We start from the raw sequence: 14,520 nt of genomic DNA on the forward strand, positions 1-14,520 counted from the left end.
GCGAACTCGCCCAGGGGCTGTTCGGAACAGGCTGGAGAAACGCGATACGGCACCGATCGCACTTTGCTTGATCGGCCGCTCACAGACGTGAACGGACCTCGTCGGCCTTGGGCTCGCCCAGCTCCTCGAACAACGTCACCGACTCCAGCCAGCACTTCTCCGCGCCACGGCGGTCACCCAGCCCGTCCAGCGCTAGCCCGAGGTTGTCGAGCGACTCGGCCTGCCCGTAGAGGTCGCCGATCGCCCGGAACGTCTCCAGCGCCCGCTCGACGTACGACACGGCCTCGGGGAAGTCGAGCAGCCCCCGGTACACCTCGCCGATGTTGTTGAGCAGGATGGCCTCGCTGTACGGGTCCTTGATGTCCTCGCGGATCTCCAGCGCCCGCAGGTACCGCGACAACGCCACGTCGAACCGGCCCGCGTCGGCGTGCAGCAGCGCGATGTTGTTCAGCGTCACCGCTTCCGTGTGCAGGTCGCCCAGCTCGCGGGCGATCTCGGCGCACTGCTCGTAGCACGCCAGCGCGTCATCGGGCCGGCCCTGCACCATGTGGACGATGCCGAGGTTGTTGAGCGTCGGTACCTGGCGCGACTTGTCACCGGTCGCGCGGAAGATCGCGAGCGCCTGCTGGTTGTACTCGATGGACTCGTCGTGCCGGCGGACCTCGCGCAGCGCGATGCCCAGCGTGATCAGCATCCGGCCCTCGGCGCTGCGGTCGCCGACCGAGCGGGCGGCGGCCAGGGCGACGCCGTGCGTGTCGATCCAGTCCGCCCAGTGCTTGCGCAGGTTGAAGAAGTCCCACAGGCACTGGGCGAGACTCCAGGACTGCTCGGGCAACTCGTGCTGGGCGGCGTCGCGGATCGCGGCGACGAGGTTCGCGCGTTCGGTGTCGCACCACAGCAGGGCCGCGTCGCGGTCCTCGAACGTGCGCGGGTGCACCGCCGGGTCGGCGGGAGCGATCTCCAGCCTGCGCTGCGGGTTGAGCTGCTGCGCGCTGTGCCAGGACGTGTGCACGTACCAGTCGAGCACCCGGCGCCGCGCCAGCGCGCGGGCGGGCGGCGGTTCGGCGGCCATGACCTGCTCGACGGCGTACGCGCGCAACAGGTCGTGCAGGCTGTAGCGGCCGGGCGTGTGCTGCTGCAGCAGGTGTTCGTCGAGCAACGTCTCCAGCAGGTCGCCCGCCTCGTACGCGGTCAGCCCGGCGAGTGCGGCGGCCGAGTCGGCGGTGAGGTCCTCCCCGGGGTGGAGTCCGAGGAGCCGAAACAGGCGCCTCTGGTTCTCCGGCAACGCCTGGTACGAGAGGTCGAACACGCCCCGGGTGCCGAGGCCTCCTCCCCGTTCGAGCCGGTCCACCAGGTCCTGCAACGTCCACTGCGGACGCCGGGCCAGGCGTTTCGCGGCGAGCGCGACGGCGATCGGCAGGTGCCCGCACAGTTCCGCGATCCGTTCCGCGGCCTCGTGATCGGCGCGCACCCGGTCCTCACCGGCGATCCGGGCGAGCAGTGCGAGCGCCTCGCCGGGCGTGAAGACGTCGAGGAAGACCGACTTGGCGCCGTCGAGCCGCAGCAGCGTGCGCCGGCTGGTGATCAGCACCATGCAGGTGGAGCCGCCGGGCAGCAACGGCCGCACCTGGTCCTCGCCGGCGGCGTTGTCGAGCAGCACCAGCGCGCGCTTGCCCGTCAGCCGGTCGCGGTAGAGCGCCGCCCGTTCCTCCAGCGACTCCGGGATCTGCCCGCCGGGCACGCCCAGCAGCCGCAGGAAGCTCTCCAGCACGGCGGACGGGTCGGCGGGCAGCTCGTCGGCGTCGAAGCCGTGCAAGTCTGCCCACAGTTGCACGTCCGGATAACGCTGAACGAGCCGGTGGGCCGCGCGCACAGCCAGTTTCGTCTTGCCGACACCGGCCATGCCCTCGATCGCGGAGATCACGACGGTGGTCTGCGGGCCCGGCTCGCACAGCCGCCGCAGCTCGGACTCGCGCCCGGTGAACTCGGCGATGTCCATCGGCAGCTGCCGGTGCGCGTTCAAAGCCGCGGGCGAGGGCACCCGGCTTTCGAGGACCACCTGCTGCAACTGGCGCAACCGCGAGCCCGGTTCGACGCCTACCTGCTCGATCATGTGCTTGCGGGCCGCCGCGTAGGCCTCCAGCGCCTCGCTGCGGCGGCCGGAGCGGTCCAGCGCGAGCATCAGCTGCGCCCAGAACTCCTCGCGCAACGGGTGCAGCGCCGTCTCCCGCCGCAGGCGGTCGATCGCGTCGTCGAACCGGCCGAGCTCCAGCGACGCCTTGGCGAACCGCTCGACGGCTGTGAGCCGGCGTTCCTGGATCCGGGTGAACTCCGCGCGCAGCAACGGTCCCGCGTTCAGCTCGGCGGTCGGGACGCCGTGCCATCTGGCCAGGGCCTGGCCGAACAGGTCCGCCGCGGCCTCCGTGTCGCCGTCGGAGAGCGCGTTCTCGCCCTCGCGCACCAGCTGGTCGAACGCGTCAAGGTCCAGTTCGCCGGGCTCCACCACCAGCTGGTAGCCGTGGCCGGCCCGGGTCTTCAGCCTCTCGCCGAGGACCTTGCGCAGCCCGGCGACGTACGTGCGGAGGTTCGATTCGGGCGACACCGGCGGAGAATCCCAAACCGCGTCCGTCAGCTGTGCGACGCTGACCGCCTCGTTGGCGTGCAGCAACAGCATGGTGAGAACCGCTCGTTGCCGTGGGCCGCCCAGGTCCAGCGATGTGCCCTCCCGCCGTACCGCCAGCGAGCCGAGCAGCAGGAACTCCACAGGTCGATCGCTCCTCGATGATCCAGGCGTTGGGGTGCACAGCCATACTCGCGCACTTCCTGACGGTCTGTGCACGGCCTGGGCGAAATCTGTGCACGTCCCCTGACATCTTTGTGTCCAGATCCGGTACCTGCGCCGCCGGGCCCGAGAACTCCCCGGGAGTGGGGGTCGGCGCAGTTGCCGGATCCGGTTCCCCCAGAACCCGGCCGGCGTGTGAAAGTCACCGCGCACGTCGGCCACCTACCGCAAGACCGGTGGCCCGGACGGGTCCCCCAGACTGCACCGGGCCACCACCTTGCGTTCAGCCGTCAGCCCGCCCAGCGGGCTCGCAGGGTTCGGGTGAACTCCTCGAACTCCGCCGTCATCGACACCTCGTCCGGTTGGAGCAGCCACTGCTGCTGCAACCCGTCGATCACCGCGATCGTCGTGCGCACCACCGAGTCGACCGGGGCGTCCGCGGCGATCTCTCCTCGTTCTTGACCCGTGCGCACGGCATTAGCCAGCCATCGCCGCAGCCCGGTGTAGTGCCGGTGCACCCAGGTGTGTGCGGGATGACCGGGTTCGGTCGCCTCGGCGGCCAGCCGCACGAACAGGCCGACCAGGTGCGGCCGCGCCGAGTTGCGCGCCACCAGGGCGGCCAGCGCGTCGAACGCCGCCCAGCCCAGTGGCGGACCTCCGCCGCCGGTCAGGAAGTCGCCGTCCTGCCGGTCGCGTTCCTCCAGCACGGCCGTCAGCAGCGCGGCCTTGCTCGGGAAGTGGTGCAGCAGGCCGGACTGCGAGAGCCCGGTCCTGGCCGCCACCGCCGCCACCGACGTGCCCTTGAAGCCCGTCAGCGCGAACAACTCCGTCGCGGCGGCCACCGCTCTGGCCCTTGACTCCTCACCGGAGACGTCCACCCGCGACCTGGTCCGGTACCTCGGCGGGACCGACATCGCGTCACCTCACCCCTGGTCGGCGGGCAGGGTGACGCGGACGTCGCCGAGCCCTCGGGCGAGCAGCACCTCGCCGCCGGTCAGGGGGTGCCAGCCGTCCGCCCACGTCCGCTGGACCCGCGCGTCGCACGGCACGTCGACCCGCACGGTCCGCCCGGCCTCGACGTCCGCCACCGCGAAGCCGACGAGACGGACGGTCTCGTCCCGCGGGCGGAGGTAGACCTGCACGACCTCCCGGCCGGACCGCTCACCGGTGTTGGTGAGCTCCACCGAGACCGAGGCGAGCACGCCGTCCACAGTGGACGCGCGTGCCTCCCCGTACTCCCAGGTCGTGTAGCCGAGTCCGTGGCCGAACCAGAACAGCGGGTCGGACGCGCCCCGGTAGCCGATCGCGGTGCCTTCGGAGTACACCAGTTCGCCGCCGGACGGAGTCAGCGGCAAGGCACCGGAGTCGGAGCGGGGGAACGTCGTCACCAGGCGCCCGGCCGGTTCGACGTGCCCGAGCAACGCGGCGGCCACCGCGTCACCGGCCTCCTGACCGGGCAGCCCGGCCCACAGCACCGCGTCGACCTGGGCGAGCCACGGCATGAGCACCGGCGTGGCGGCGTTCACCACGACGACGGTGCGGTGCGCGGCCGCCGCCACCGCCTCGACCAGTGCGTCCTGCTCGCCGGGCAACGCGAGCGTGGTCTTGTCGAAGCCCTCGGTCTCCTGCTCTTCGGTGAGGCCGACGACCACGACCGCCACGTCCGCCTCGCGCGCGGCCCGCACCGCGGCACCGATCGCGTCGGCGGGAGCCCGCGGGACCGGCTGGGTGATCAGGCCGACCAGCGCGCTGGCCCCGCGAACGCGGGCCGTGATCCGGTCACCGGGCGACAGCAGCACCTCGGCCGTCCAGTGCGGCGGCTTCAGCAGCGCCTCCTCGACGATGCCGTCCGCCCAGGCCAGCACGGTGGCGTGCCGCTGTCCGGCGACGTCGATCGTCCAGTCGCCGAAGCCGCGCACGCCGACCAGCATCCGCGCCGGCTCGTCCAGCACGACCTCGCCGGACAGCTCGATCGACGCGGCGCCCTGCGCCCAGCCGCCGTACGCCGCGAGCTCGGCGATCTCCATGTCGCGCGTCGCCAGCACCCCGCCGTCCGCGTCGTACGTCGTGGCACGGACGTCCTTCAGCACCCCGGCGGCGGGAGCGGTGTGCCGGAGGCGGACCTCCACACCGTCCACAACGGACACCCAGTCGCCGAGTGCGGAGGTCAGGCCGTCCGCGATGCTGATGACGTGCGGCGGCCGCACACCGGCGGAGCCACCGCCCTGCGCGACGGTGTCGAGCGCGTGCCGGCCGATCAGCGCGACGCGGGAGTCCCGCAACGGCAGCACGCCGGAGTTCTTCAGCACGGTCATGCCGCCCGCCGCGAACCTGCGCAGCTGCTCACGGCGCAGCGCGCTGCCGGGCGCGGGCAGGTCGCCGGGCCACGAGCGCTGGTCGCCGAACGCGCCGGTACGCGACGCCAGCAGCAGCAACCGGCGCAGGTGGTCGTCGATGACCGGCTCCGCGACCTCGCCCGCCCGCACGGCGGCGACCAGCTCGTCCTCCCACGGGCCGCCGGGGCCGGGCATGACCAGGTCGAGGCCGCCGTTCGCGCTCGCCGCGGTCGACTTCGTGGCGAACCAGTCCGACATGACCAGGCCGTCGAACCCCCACTCGCCCTTCAACACCCCCTCGACGAGTTCGGTGTGCTCGGTGGCGGGGACGCCGTTGACGTTGTTGTAGGCCGCCATGACCGCCCACGGCGCGGAGTCCTGGACCACGATCTCGAACGGCAGCAGGTAGACCTCGCGCAGGGTCTTCTCGTCCACGACCATGCTCGCCGTGCGCCGCTCGGTCTCGGACTCGTTGGCCACGTAGTGCTTCGGCGTCGCCGCGACGCCCTTGCCCTGCAGGCCGCGCACGTAGGCGGCCGCGATGAGGCCGGTGAGCAGCGGGTCCTCGCTGTAGGCCTCGAACAGCCGGCCGCCGAGCGCCGTGCGGTGCAGGTTGATCGTCGGGCCGAGCACGACGTGGACCCGTTGTGCCGCCGCCTCGTCCGCGAGCACCTCGCCGACCTCGTGCGCCAGCGCCACGTCCCAGTGCTGGGCGAGCAACGTCGCGTTCGGCAGCACGCACGCGATCGTGCCGCCCCTGAGCTCGGCGCCGCGGACACCTGTCGGTCCGTCGGACAGCTTCAGCGACGCCAGGCCGATCTCCGGCTCCGCGTGCAGCGCGAACAGCGCGGAACCGGTGAGCAGCCGGACCTTCCGCGGCAGGTCCAGCCCGGCGATCGCCTTCTCGATGTCCATGTCCTCGAGCAGACCAGAAGCACCGACCGAGCACTCGGTCGGTATGTCCTGCCGTTACCGTTCGGTTATCGCGCCGTGATGTGCCGCCGCGCGGCACATCCGCGGCACGCCTCTTCTTGTGTCCAAGGGGAGGGGAATGGTGATGAAGGTCGAGGTGCGGCTGCTCGGGCCGCTGGAAGTCCGCGGGCCGGACGGGCCGGTGCTCTTCACCGGGGCGCGGCGGCGGGCCGTGTTCGCGTTGCTGGCGCTGAGAACGGGCCGCCTGGTGTCCAGATCCGCGCTGGTCGACGGCCTGTGGGGCGAGGACGTGCCGCCCACCGGGACCAAGACGCTGCAGGGGCACGTGGCCAAGGTCCGCCGGGCGCTGGAACTGGCCGGCGCGGACGGCGTGGTGCTGACGCGTGAACCGGGCTACCTGCTCGACGTCACGCAGGTCGCCGTCGACGTCGAGGAGTTCGACGAGCACCTGCGGTGCGGCAGGTACGCGCAGGCGCTCGCCCTGCACCGCGGTGACCCGCTGGCGGACTGCCCGGTCGAGGGCTGGGCCGGCGCGGAGATCGTGCGGCTGCGGGAGGCGCTGGCGTTCGCCGAGGAGAACCAGGCCGCGGCGCTCTGCCTGGACGGGCGCTACGCCGAGGCGATCGCGCAGCTCGAACGGCTGGTCGCGCTGTACCCGCTGCGGGAGTCGTTGTGGGACCTGCTGATGGAGGCCCAGCACCGCGCGGGCCGGGCGGGCGACGCGTTGCGGACGTACCGGCGGGTGCGGACGCTGCTCGTCGAGGAGTTCGGGATGGAGCCCGGTAGCGCGTTGCGGCGCAGGGAGGCCGCGGTGCTGGCCGGCTGAGGCGCTGCGGCCCGTGTCGGGGGTGCGGGCCGCAGCCCCTCAGCCTCCGGCCGGTGCCTCCCCCTCGGAGGTACCGGCCCGGGGTGGGTCCCGGCTCGCCCTGGGGGGTGCGAGCCGGGACCCGGTCCCCGATCCTGGCGGCCGGCGGTGGCGAACCGGCGGCCGTGCGGTGGCCGGGATCAGCCGGGCCGGTAGGAACAGCGGTAGCCGGTGGTCACGGCGTCGCGCAGCGCGTCCGCCGTGGACTGCTCGGTCGCCGCGATCGTGTCGATGGCACGCCGGATCGCCTTGCGCACCGCGGTTCTGGCGCGTTCGGCGGGGCCCGCGAAGTTCCGCCCACGCCCGCCCACGCCGGTCTCGCGTTCGAGGTGGCTCAGCAACGCCTCCAGCTCGGCCTCCAGGCGCGGTGACGGATCGTCGTCGAGCCGGGCGCGCAGGTCGCGGATGCGCGTGAGGTAGGCGGCGCGGGCGACGGGGTCGAGCACCGGCTGGTTGCCGCTGTCCTCGCCGCCGACGAGGTCGAGAGCGGAGATCTCGGTGCCGGGGGCGGCCACCAGCCGCGCGAGGTACCGCATGCCCACGAGGTCCTCGACGCGGATCTCCCTGCCGTGGTGGGAGACGACCCACCACCCGTTCTCCTTGCGGATCACGATCCGGCCGGACAGCCCGTCACGGGCCCGTGCCCACGTCGCGGCGCGTGCCGTCATGCCGATCGCGTTGGCGTCGTCGACGGCGACGTCGAACAACGCCCTGCCCCGCTCGCCGCCGACGGTCCGGGCGAGGGTGGCGCGGGCGTACGCGGTCATCGGCAGGTTGCCGAGCCGGATGTTGGTGGTGACGGCGCGTTCCAGGTGCCCGGTGGCGAGAGCGGCGTCGCCGAACGTCGTGGCGGCGATGCCCAGCAGCAGCTCGACCGAGCCGAAGCAGACGATCGCGGTGGCCGGCACGACGGGCAGCGCGGCGAACGGTTCGAGCAACCGGTAGGCCTCGCGGGCGATGTCCGCCTCGCCCAGCTCCGCCGCCACGTGCACCACGCAGAACATGCACGTGATCCAGGTGCTCGACAGCGGGACCGCGGTGAGGCCGTTGAGGGTCAGCCGGTGCAACGCCGACCGCGCGCGGTCCCGCTGGCCCGCCTCGAGCGCCAGCAAGGCGAGCGCGGCCTCGAAGCTGAACTCCAGGTCCGGCAGCGTGGGGGAGTGCGTGACCTGCTCGGCGAGGTCGACCAGTTCGCCGCCGCGTCCCTGCAGCCACCGGATCGCGAAGAGGTGCGTGCTGTGGAACGTCTCCGCGTCCACGTCACCCGCCTCGACCCCGATCCGCAGGCAGGCCAGGGACTTCTGCTCGGCCTCGGCGAACCGGCCCGCGCGGATCGTGCGCATCACGTCCATCGCGGCGTGGAAGAAGAGCAGCCCCGGACAGCCGGACGCGCGCCGGGCCAGCTCGGCCTGGGACCGTTCCGCGTGCGGGTCGCCCAGGCAGAACAGGTCCATCGTGCGGCGGCACAATCCGCTGAGCGCCAGCAGGTCCAGGCCCGCAGCCGACGCGACGGAGATCAGCTCGTCGGCCAGCGCCAACCGGAAGGCGGTGTGCTCCGGGGACCACAACGCGTGATGCGCCAACGACAACGCCTCGGCCAGGGCCAGCCGGTCGCCGGTGTCCCTGGCCTGCTCCAGCGCCCGCAGCACGGGCTCGGTCTCGCGCCGGTCGTAGGCCTGCTCCGCGGTGAGCCTGGTGATCAACCTGGTGCGCAACGGTTCGGACGGCCGGGAGGCCAGCGCCTCGCGCAGACGGGCGATCGCCAACGCGCGATCGGCCCTGCCGCGGTACTTGTTGACCCACATGCCCGGCAGGCCGAGCGCCGCCTCCGGATCACCGTCGCGCGCGGCCCGGTCGAGCAGGTCCCGCGCCTCGGCGATCCGGCCGCCGGCCAGCGCGGCGTGCGCGCGTTCGACAAGGCGGACCGTCTGGTCCAGGGCGGTGGTGCCGGTGGAGGTGACAACGATGACGACGGGCAGCTGGTGCAGGTTCTCCGCCACCAGCTGCGTGAGCCGGAACGCTTCCGCGCCGGCCAGGTCGACGTCGTCCACCAGGACCAACGCGGGTGTGCGCTTGAGGACGTCGGCGACCTTCTGCGCGCAGATCTCGGGCTCGGCGTCGAGCACCGCCGTGTCACCGCCCAGACCGGCGAGGACCGCGTGCCACGGCCAGTACGCCGGAGCGTCGGCGCGGCAGGTCGCCCAGACGACGGCGAGGCCCCGCGCCTGAGCCTGCTCCACGGCCTGGACCAGGTGCCGCGTCCGTTCGGCCCCCGGCGGGCGGGCGACCGCGAAGAGCTGCCCGGACCCCAGTTCCGCCCGTTCGAACGCCGACTCCGGCACCAGCACCGCTTCACCCTCGAATGCACTTTCTCGGCCAGGACTGGGGAAACCTAGCGGAGGACGGCGACCGGCACGTACGCGGTCGAGACGCATTCAGGGGTGAAGTTTTCCGGTTCAGCTCCTGCGGCGCCTGACGCGGGACCGTCGCGGAGCTACTCGCGGTCCTCGAGGTAGCGGGTGTGGTCGGCCTGCCGTTGCGCGTCGGCCGCGTGGAACCGTTCCGCGGTCCGGACGGCGTCGGCGTGCAGCAGGTCCAGCTGCCGCACCAGTTCCGTGCCGGAACCCCGTGCGGCGGCGTACCACCGCGGCAGGTTGAGGTAGGTCTGCACGGACAGCGGCAGGTCGGTGCCGACGAGCCTCGTGACGGCGTGCAGGGCGTCCGGGTCGGCGCGCAGGGCGCGGGGGCGGTCCAGCATGCCGCGCAGCACCTCGGCGACCTCCGCGATCCTCGGCACGACCTCGTCCGGCACGCGGAACGTCCGCACCCGCTCCACCAGCGCGTCCAGTTCGGACCGCAGCGCGCCCGCTTCCTCCTCCGGGTCGGTCACCAGGGTGATCCGCTCGGGTGGCGCGGCCAGGGCGCCGACGCCGTAGAGGCCGATGACGACCGCGATCCAGTACGACCCGGCGAGGCCGGCGAAGTGCAGGACGAGGCCGATCAGCCCGCCCGCGCAGCCGGCCAGGTTCCTCCAGGAGGCCAGGTACCTACTGATAGCCACGGATCTCCTTGAAGGCGGCCGAGAGCGAACGGCTGCGAGCGTCGAACACCTTGCCACCGCTCATCTTCGCCACCTGCTCCATCTCGGCCGTGGCGCTCTCGCCGAACAGGACGGGGAAGATCGGGATGCCCTTGAGGTCCGGCGTCAGGCTCTGGTGGAACAGCTGGAAGTCGGTGATGCCCTCGCTGCCGGTGTTCTCGCCGTCGGTCATCAGCACGATCGACGTGAACCGGTCCGGATCGGCGTCGATCTGCTGGCGCAGCACGGCGTACCCGCCGCGGAGGCTGCTGTAGATCGCCGTGCCACCGGACGCGTCGAGGCTCGTGGCCGTGGTGCGGATCTGGTCGAGGACGGGACGCGGATCGTCCTGCGGCACCTCGTACTTCAGCGCCGGCCGCGCACTGCTGCTGAACGGCAGCAGCGTCACCTGCTCGCGGCCGTGGAACCGGCTGAACTTCCCGGCCAGCGACTCGTCGGCGCCGGTCAGCCCGACCAGCGCCTGGCGCAGGCCGTCGATCCGGTCGCCCTGCATCGAGCCGGACGTGTCGAGCACGTAGAGCGTGCGGGACGGCCGGCGCAACCGGTCGAAGTACGTGGTGATCAGACCGTCCACAGCGGACTGACTGCCGGGGAACGGGAGTTCCACGAGGTCTCTGACGGCGAACCGGCCGTCCAGCTGCACCTGCGGCACGGCGGGCCTGCGGTGCGTGGTCTCCATGATCTTGCGCTGGACGTCGGCGCTCCTGAGGTGGTCGGAGAGCTTCTGGTGCGCCTCACGGGCCTCCGACGACGCCGACGTGAGCAGCGTGAGCGGGTAGTCGGCCGTCACCACCCCGTCGCTCGGGTAGACCAGCGTCAACGGCTGCGGCATCGACAGCAGCACCGACTCGTAGTTGATCAGGCCGTCCACCTCGGCGCCGGGATCCTCACCCGTGGCGCGCCGCGCGTGGGCCTCGGACAGCCAGCCGGACGAGCCCGCCGACAGCTTCTGGGCCGAGAAGAACTGCTCGAGCTGCGGTGCGACCGCGTCGATCCGTGCCGCGTCGAGCGCCGAGCCCGAACCCGACAGCGCCGCGGCGACGCCGACCAGCGCGGAGAACCCGGAGTTGGAGGCGGACGGATCGGTCATGCCGTAGGTGAACTTCTGCGCGCCCGCGGCTTCGGCGATCTCCGCCCAGCCGACGCGCCTGCCGTCCCAGCCCAGTTCCTTCACCTTCTCCGCGGGCAGGCCGAGCACGACGGGGGACGACATCACCTTGGCCGGCGTGCCCAGGCGCTTCTGCGCCTCCGGCACGAGTTCGAGGTAGCGGTTGGAGGAGAACCAGACCGCGTCGAAGCCCTGCTCGGCCGCGCCGCTCGCGACCTTCTCGGCACCCTCGATGGTGCCGGTGAAGCTGAACTTCACGCTGATGCCGGTGGCTTTGGCGGCCTCGTCGAGGATCGGCTGGAGGTCTGCCAGTTCGCTGCCCGCGAGGACGCGCAGGGTGCCCGGGGCGGCGTCGCCGACGGGTCTGTCCGGATCGGTCGAGTCGGAACATCCCGCCAGCAGCGCCACGACGGCGACCGCGGGGACGAGGCGGCGGATCATGCTGGCTCCTGGGAGTCGCGCTGATGGCTCAGGGGTCGAGCGGGCGGGGGAGTGGCGCGGGTGCGGCCGGTCAAGGCTGGTCCCCGCTCTCCCGCACCCGGCTCAGGTGGTCGTGGGCGCGCCGGATCTCGGTGTCCAGCGCTGAGACCGTGCTGAACAGGGAGTCGGCCGCGCGGGCCTTGAAGGTGTCGACCGCGTCGATCGCCGCGTAGATCTGGTCGAACGAGGTCCGCACCGCCTCGATGCCGACGGCCGGGGTCGAGGCGATGCGCTGGATCTCCTCGCCCTGCGACGACACCAGCGCCGCGTTCGAGCGCAGGATCGAGTCGGTGAGGCCGCGCACGGCGTCCACCTGGTCGATCACCTCGCGCTGGCCCGCCAGCGCCGCCGCGACCGCCACGCCGATCCGCAGCGCGGTGACGGTCGTGCCGACCGCCCGCTCGATGCCCTTGACCAGCTCGTCGTTGTTGCGGCGCACCACGTCCAGCGCCAGGTAGCCCTGCGCGCACACGGCCAGCTGGGTCAGCAGGTCCTGGTGCCGTTGCCGCAGGCCGAAAAGCACGTCGGCGCGCAACGCCTGCGCGCGGGCGGGGTCGGACAGGTCCAGGATCGCGACCTGCCGTTCGACGGCCTCGTCCATCTCGGCGGCCAGCGCGGCGTCCCGCGACAGCGCGGTCATCAGGTCCCACAGGCGTTGCCGCTCGCCCTTGATGGCGGCGTTGTCGCGCTTCAGCGCGTCCTGGCCGGACCTCAGCTTCAGCACGATGCGGTTGAGCGGCTCGTCGGCCGCGCGCAGTCGTGCCAGCAGGCCGCGGGCCGAGTTGCCGCCGGGCAGGAAGCCGAGGATCTTGCGGCCGGTCAGCCTGCTCAGGTCCTGCGGGTCGAGCTCGCGGACGGAGCGCCGCAGCTCGGCCAGGCTCGTCGAGACCTGCGCGCCGTGCGGTGACGAGACGGACGCGAGCGTGCGGTCGAGCAGGCGGCCCGCGATCTGCGCCGCCAGCCGCATCTCCTCCTCGCCGAGCACCAGTGCCTCGTCGGCGATCCGGCTGAAGTCCGGTGACCGCGGGTCGGCGGCGCCCAGGGCCGAGACGAACGCCTCGGCGCGCGCCGACAGCTCACCCCTGGTCTCGTCGGCGACGGGGATGAGCCCCGCCGCGCGGCCGACCGGCACGGGCTCGACGGGATCCGGCGGTGTCAGGACGAAGTCGTTCATCGTCAGTACTGCTTCGCGATCGCCTCGAGCATCCGCTCCAGGGTTTCGTGCGCGGGCGGCTCGACGACGTCCACGATCGTCTGCGGCACGGTCAGGTTCTTCTCCTTGGTCATGTCGTTGAAGTGCCTGGGGTCGGCCGTGCGGAACCCGAACGTCGCGGCGAGCCTGCCCAGTTCGGCGTCGCTCTGCAGCAGCTGCCCGACCCGGTCACCGGTCTCGCGCAACGGCACCAGCGTGTGCTTGGACAGCACGGTCGGCGCCGGGTAGAGCAGCTTCATGTCCGGCCGGACCGACGAGTCGCCCCGCACCACCCGGTCGACGAACTGCGCCTCGTACGCCAGGACCAGCGGCGTCTTGCCCATCCCCGCGGAGAGGTAGTCCTCGAACGGCCCCTCGGTGCTGCTCTGCGTGTACCCCTGGTCCAGGAAGAGCTTCGACACCGCCGGCAGCACCTTCGCCTCGGCGTCCTGCGACGACACCACCCCGCCGTTGGCGACGAACGACGTGATCGCCAGGTACATCGCCGCCGAGTTCGAGTCACGCGGATCGGTCGTCGTGACGAGCAGGTTCTTGCGCGCGGGATAGGCCGTGTTGCCCGGCAGCTGGTCCCAGCGCGTGCCCTTGGCCGCGAGCTCCAGGTAGGCCTGCACGTCGAACGTCTGGTAGCCCGGCCCGGTCTTGACCACCCCGGCCTTCGTCAGCAGGTCGACGACCGGGTCGAACGTGGCGACCACCATCGGTGACGAGAACGGCGCGTACGTCCGCGCGGCCTTGCGGTCGCGCTGGATCTTCTCGGCGGCGGGCGCCGAGGAGGGAAAGGCGAAGTCGTACGAGTTCAGGTCCGTCGCCGTCGCGATCTGCCGCGACCCGGCCGGATCCACCTCGACCTTCAGGCCGTGCTTCGCGAACACGTCCCTGACCCGCTGGTCGGCGAAGAAGGCGAGCTTCTCCGAGCCGATCACACCGCGGACGGTCTGGAGCTGGGCCTGTTCGCCGGACCCCTGCCCCAGGACGATCGCCGTCACGACGCCGAGCAGCAGCACGACCGCGAGACCTGTGCCGAGCGTTCTCTTCACTGTCCACCTCTACGAAAAGCCCTGCCGGAGAACAGATCTTTCGTCACTTCGACGCCGTTTCCGGGTGGGTCGTCGCAATCGTGAGGTGAACAGTCGATGAACGCACCGATGAGTTCCGGGCCGAGGGGCGGTCGGTACGGACGAAGAGTCCGGACAGTGGAGGTCAGCGATGAAGTTCGTGACGATCGGCTACGGAGAGCGTGCGGACTACGACCGGACGGCGGCGGCCGTTCGGGACGAGGCACACGCGCACGACGCCCGCCTGCGCGCTCAGGGGGTGGAGATGGGCATCGCCGGGGAGCCCGTGCAGGTGCGCAATCCGGGCAACACCGGCACGACCACGAAGCCGGGGGCGTTCCTCAGGTCCGACCTCCCGATCGCGGGCTTCGCGATCATCGAGGCCGACTCGGTGGACGAGGCCGTCCGCATGGTGGCGGGGACTCCGTGCGCGGTCGCCCGCGGAGTCGTCGAGGTGTGGCCGCTCGAGTCAGCCGAGGGGTGAGCGGTCCCCCGCGGACCACCTGTGGCCGAACGGGTCCGTGAAGCCGCCCTGCCGATGCGTGCCCCACGGCATCCCGTGGCTCACGACCGGGACTGGGCGTGGGATCGCCCGCGTCGGCCGTGAACGACGCTCCGGGATCTCTCTCCGAAGCCCTGGACGACTTC

Annotated in this window: 10 protein-coding genes; 2 read left to right on the top strand and 8 right to left on the bottom strand. The window is 72.1% G+C overall.

Annotated elements, in window-relative coordinates:
- Positions 1-79: 79 nt before the first annotated feature.
- The 3 genes from ORI60_RS25305 to ORI60_RS25315 form a co-directional block, all read right to left on the bottom strand.
- Positions 80-2,764, bottom strand: a complete 2,685-nt coding sequence (locus ORI60_RS25305; protein WP_266040364.1) for an AfsR/SARP family transcriptional regulator — start codon at positions 2,762-2,764, stop codon at positions 80-82.
- 308 nt (positions 2,765-3,072) lie between these two features.
- Complete coding sequence (locus tag ORI60_RS25310) at positions 3,073-3,696, bottom strand: TetR/AcrR family transcriptional regulator (protein WP_266040366.1); 624 nt, start codon at positions 3,694-3,696, stop codon at positions 3,073-3,075.
- 9 nt (positions 3,697-3,705) lie between these two features.
- On the bottom strand, positions 3,706-6,033 hold the full coding sequence (locus ORI60_RS25315; protein ID WP_266040368.1) for a glycoside hydrolase family 3 protein: 2,328 nt from the start codon (positions 6,031-6,033) through the stop codon (positions 3,706-3,708).
- 136 nt (positions 6,034-6,169) lie between these two features.
- Here ORI60_RS25315 and ORI60_RS25320 point away from each other — a divergent pair, with 136 nt between their 5' ends.
- A complete protein-coding gene (locus ORI60_RS25320) occupies positions 6,170-6,877 on the top strand; it encodes an AfsR/SARP family transcriptional regulator (protein ID WP_266040369.1) in 708 nt (235 codons plus the stop codon).
- A 179-nt stretch (positions 6,878-7,056) separates the two neighbouring features.
- On the opposite strand, the gene ORI60_RS25325 is transcribed toward ORI60_RS25320, so the two are convergent.
- The 5 genes from ORI60_RS25325 to ORI60_RS25345 form a co-directional block, all read right to left on the bottom strand.
- Positions 7,057-9,264, bottom strand: a complete 2,208-nt coding sequence (locus ORI60_RS25325; RefSeq protein ID WP_266040370.1) for a hypothetical protein — start codon at positions 9,262-9,264, stop codon at positions 7,057-7,059.
- 146 nt (positions 9,265-9,410) lie between these two features.
- Entirely contained in the window at positions 9,411-9,977 is a 567-nt protein-coding gene (locus ORI60_RS25330; RefSeq protein WP_323055939.1) for a hypothetical protein, read from the bottom strand.
- Entirely contained in the window at positions 9,964-11,565 is a 1,602-nt protein-coding gene (locus ORI60_RS25335; RefSeq protein ID WP_266040371.1) for a substrate-binding domain-containing protein, read from the bottom strand. The genes ORI60_RS25330 and ORI60_RS25335 overlap by 14 nt, the downstream gene beginning before the upstream one ends.
- Before the next feature lie 70 nt (positions 11,566-11,635).
- Positions 11,636-12,778 carry a toxic anion resistance protein gene (locus ORI60_RS25340; protein WP_266040372.1) on the bottom strand — a complete coding sequence of 381 codons (1,143 nt, stop codon included), beginning with the start codon at positions 12,776-12,778 and terminating at the stop codon, positions 11,636-11,638.
- 2 nt (positions 12,779-12,780) lie between these two features.
- Complete coding sequence (locus tag ORI60_RS25345) at positions 12,781-13,854, bottom strand: hypothetical protein (protein WP_266040373.1); 1,074 nt, start codon at positions 13,852-13,854, stop codon at positions 12,781-12,783.
- A 169-nt stretch (positions 13,855-14,023) separates the two neighbouring features.
- On the opposite strand from ORI60_RS25345, the gene ORI60_RS25350 reads away from it, so the two are divergent.
- Positions 14,024-14,356 carry a YciI family protein gene (locus ORI60_RS25350; protein WP_266040375.1) on the top strand — a complete coding sequence of 111 codons (333 nt, stop codon included), beginning with the start codon at positions 14,024-14,026 and terminating at the stop codon, positions 14,354-14,356.
- Positions 14,357-14,520: the final 164 nt, after the last annotated feature.

The organism is Lentzea sp. NEAU-D7 (genome assembly GCF_026242055.1).
In the GTDB taxonomy this organism is placed as follows: Bacteria; Actinomycetota; Actinomycetes; order Mycobacteriales; family Pseudonocardiaceae; genus Lentzea.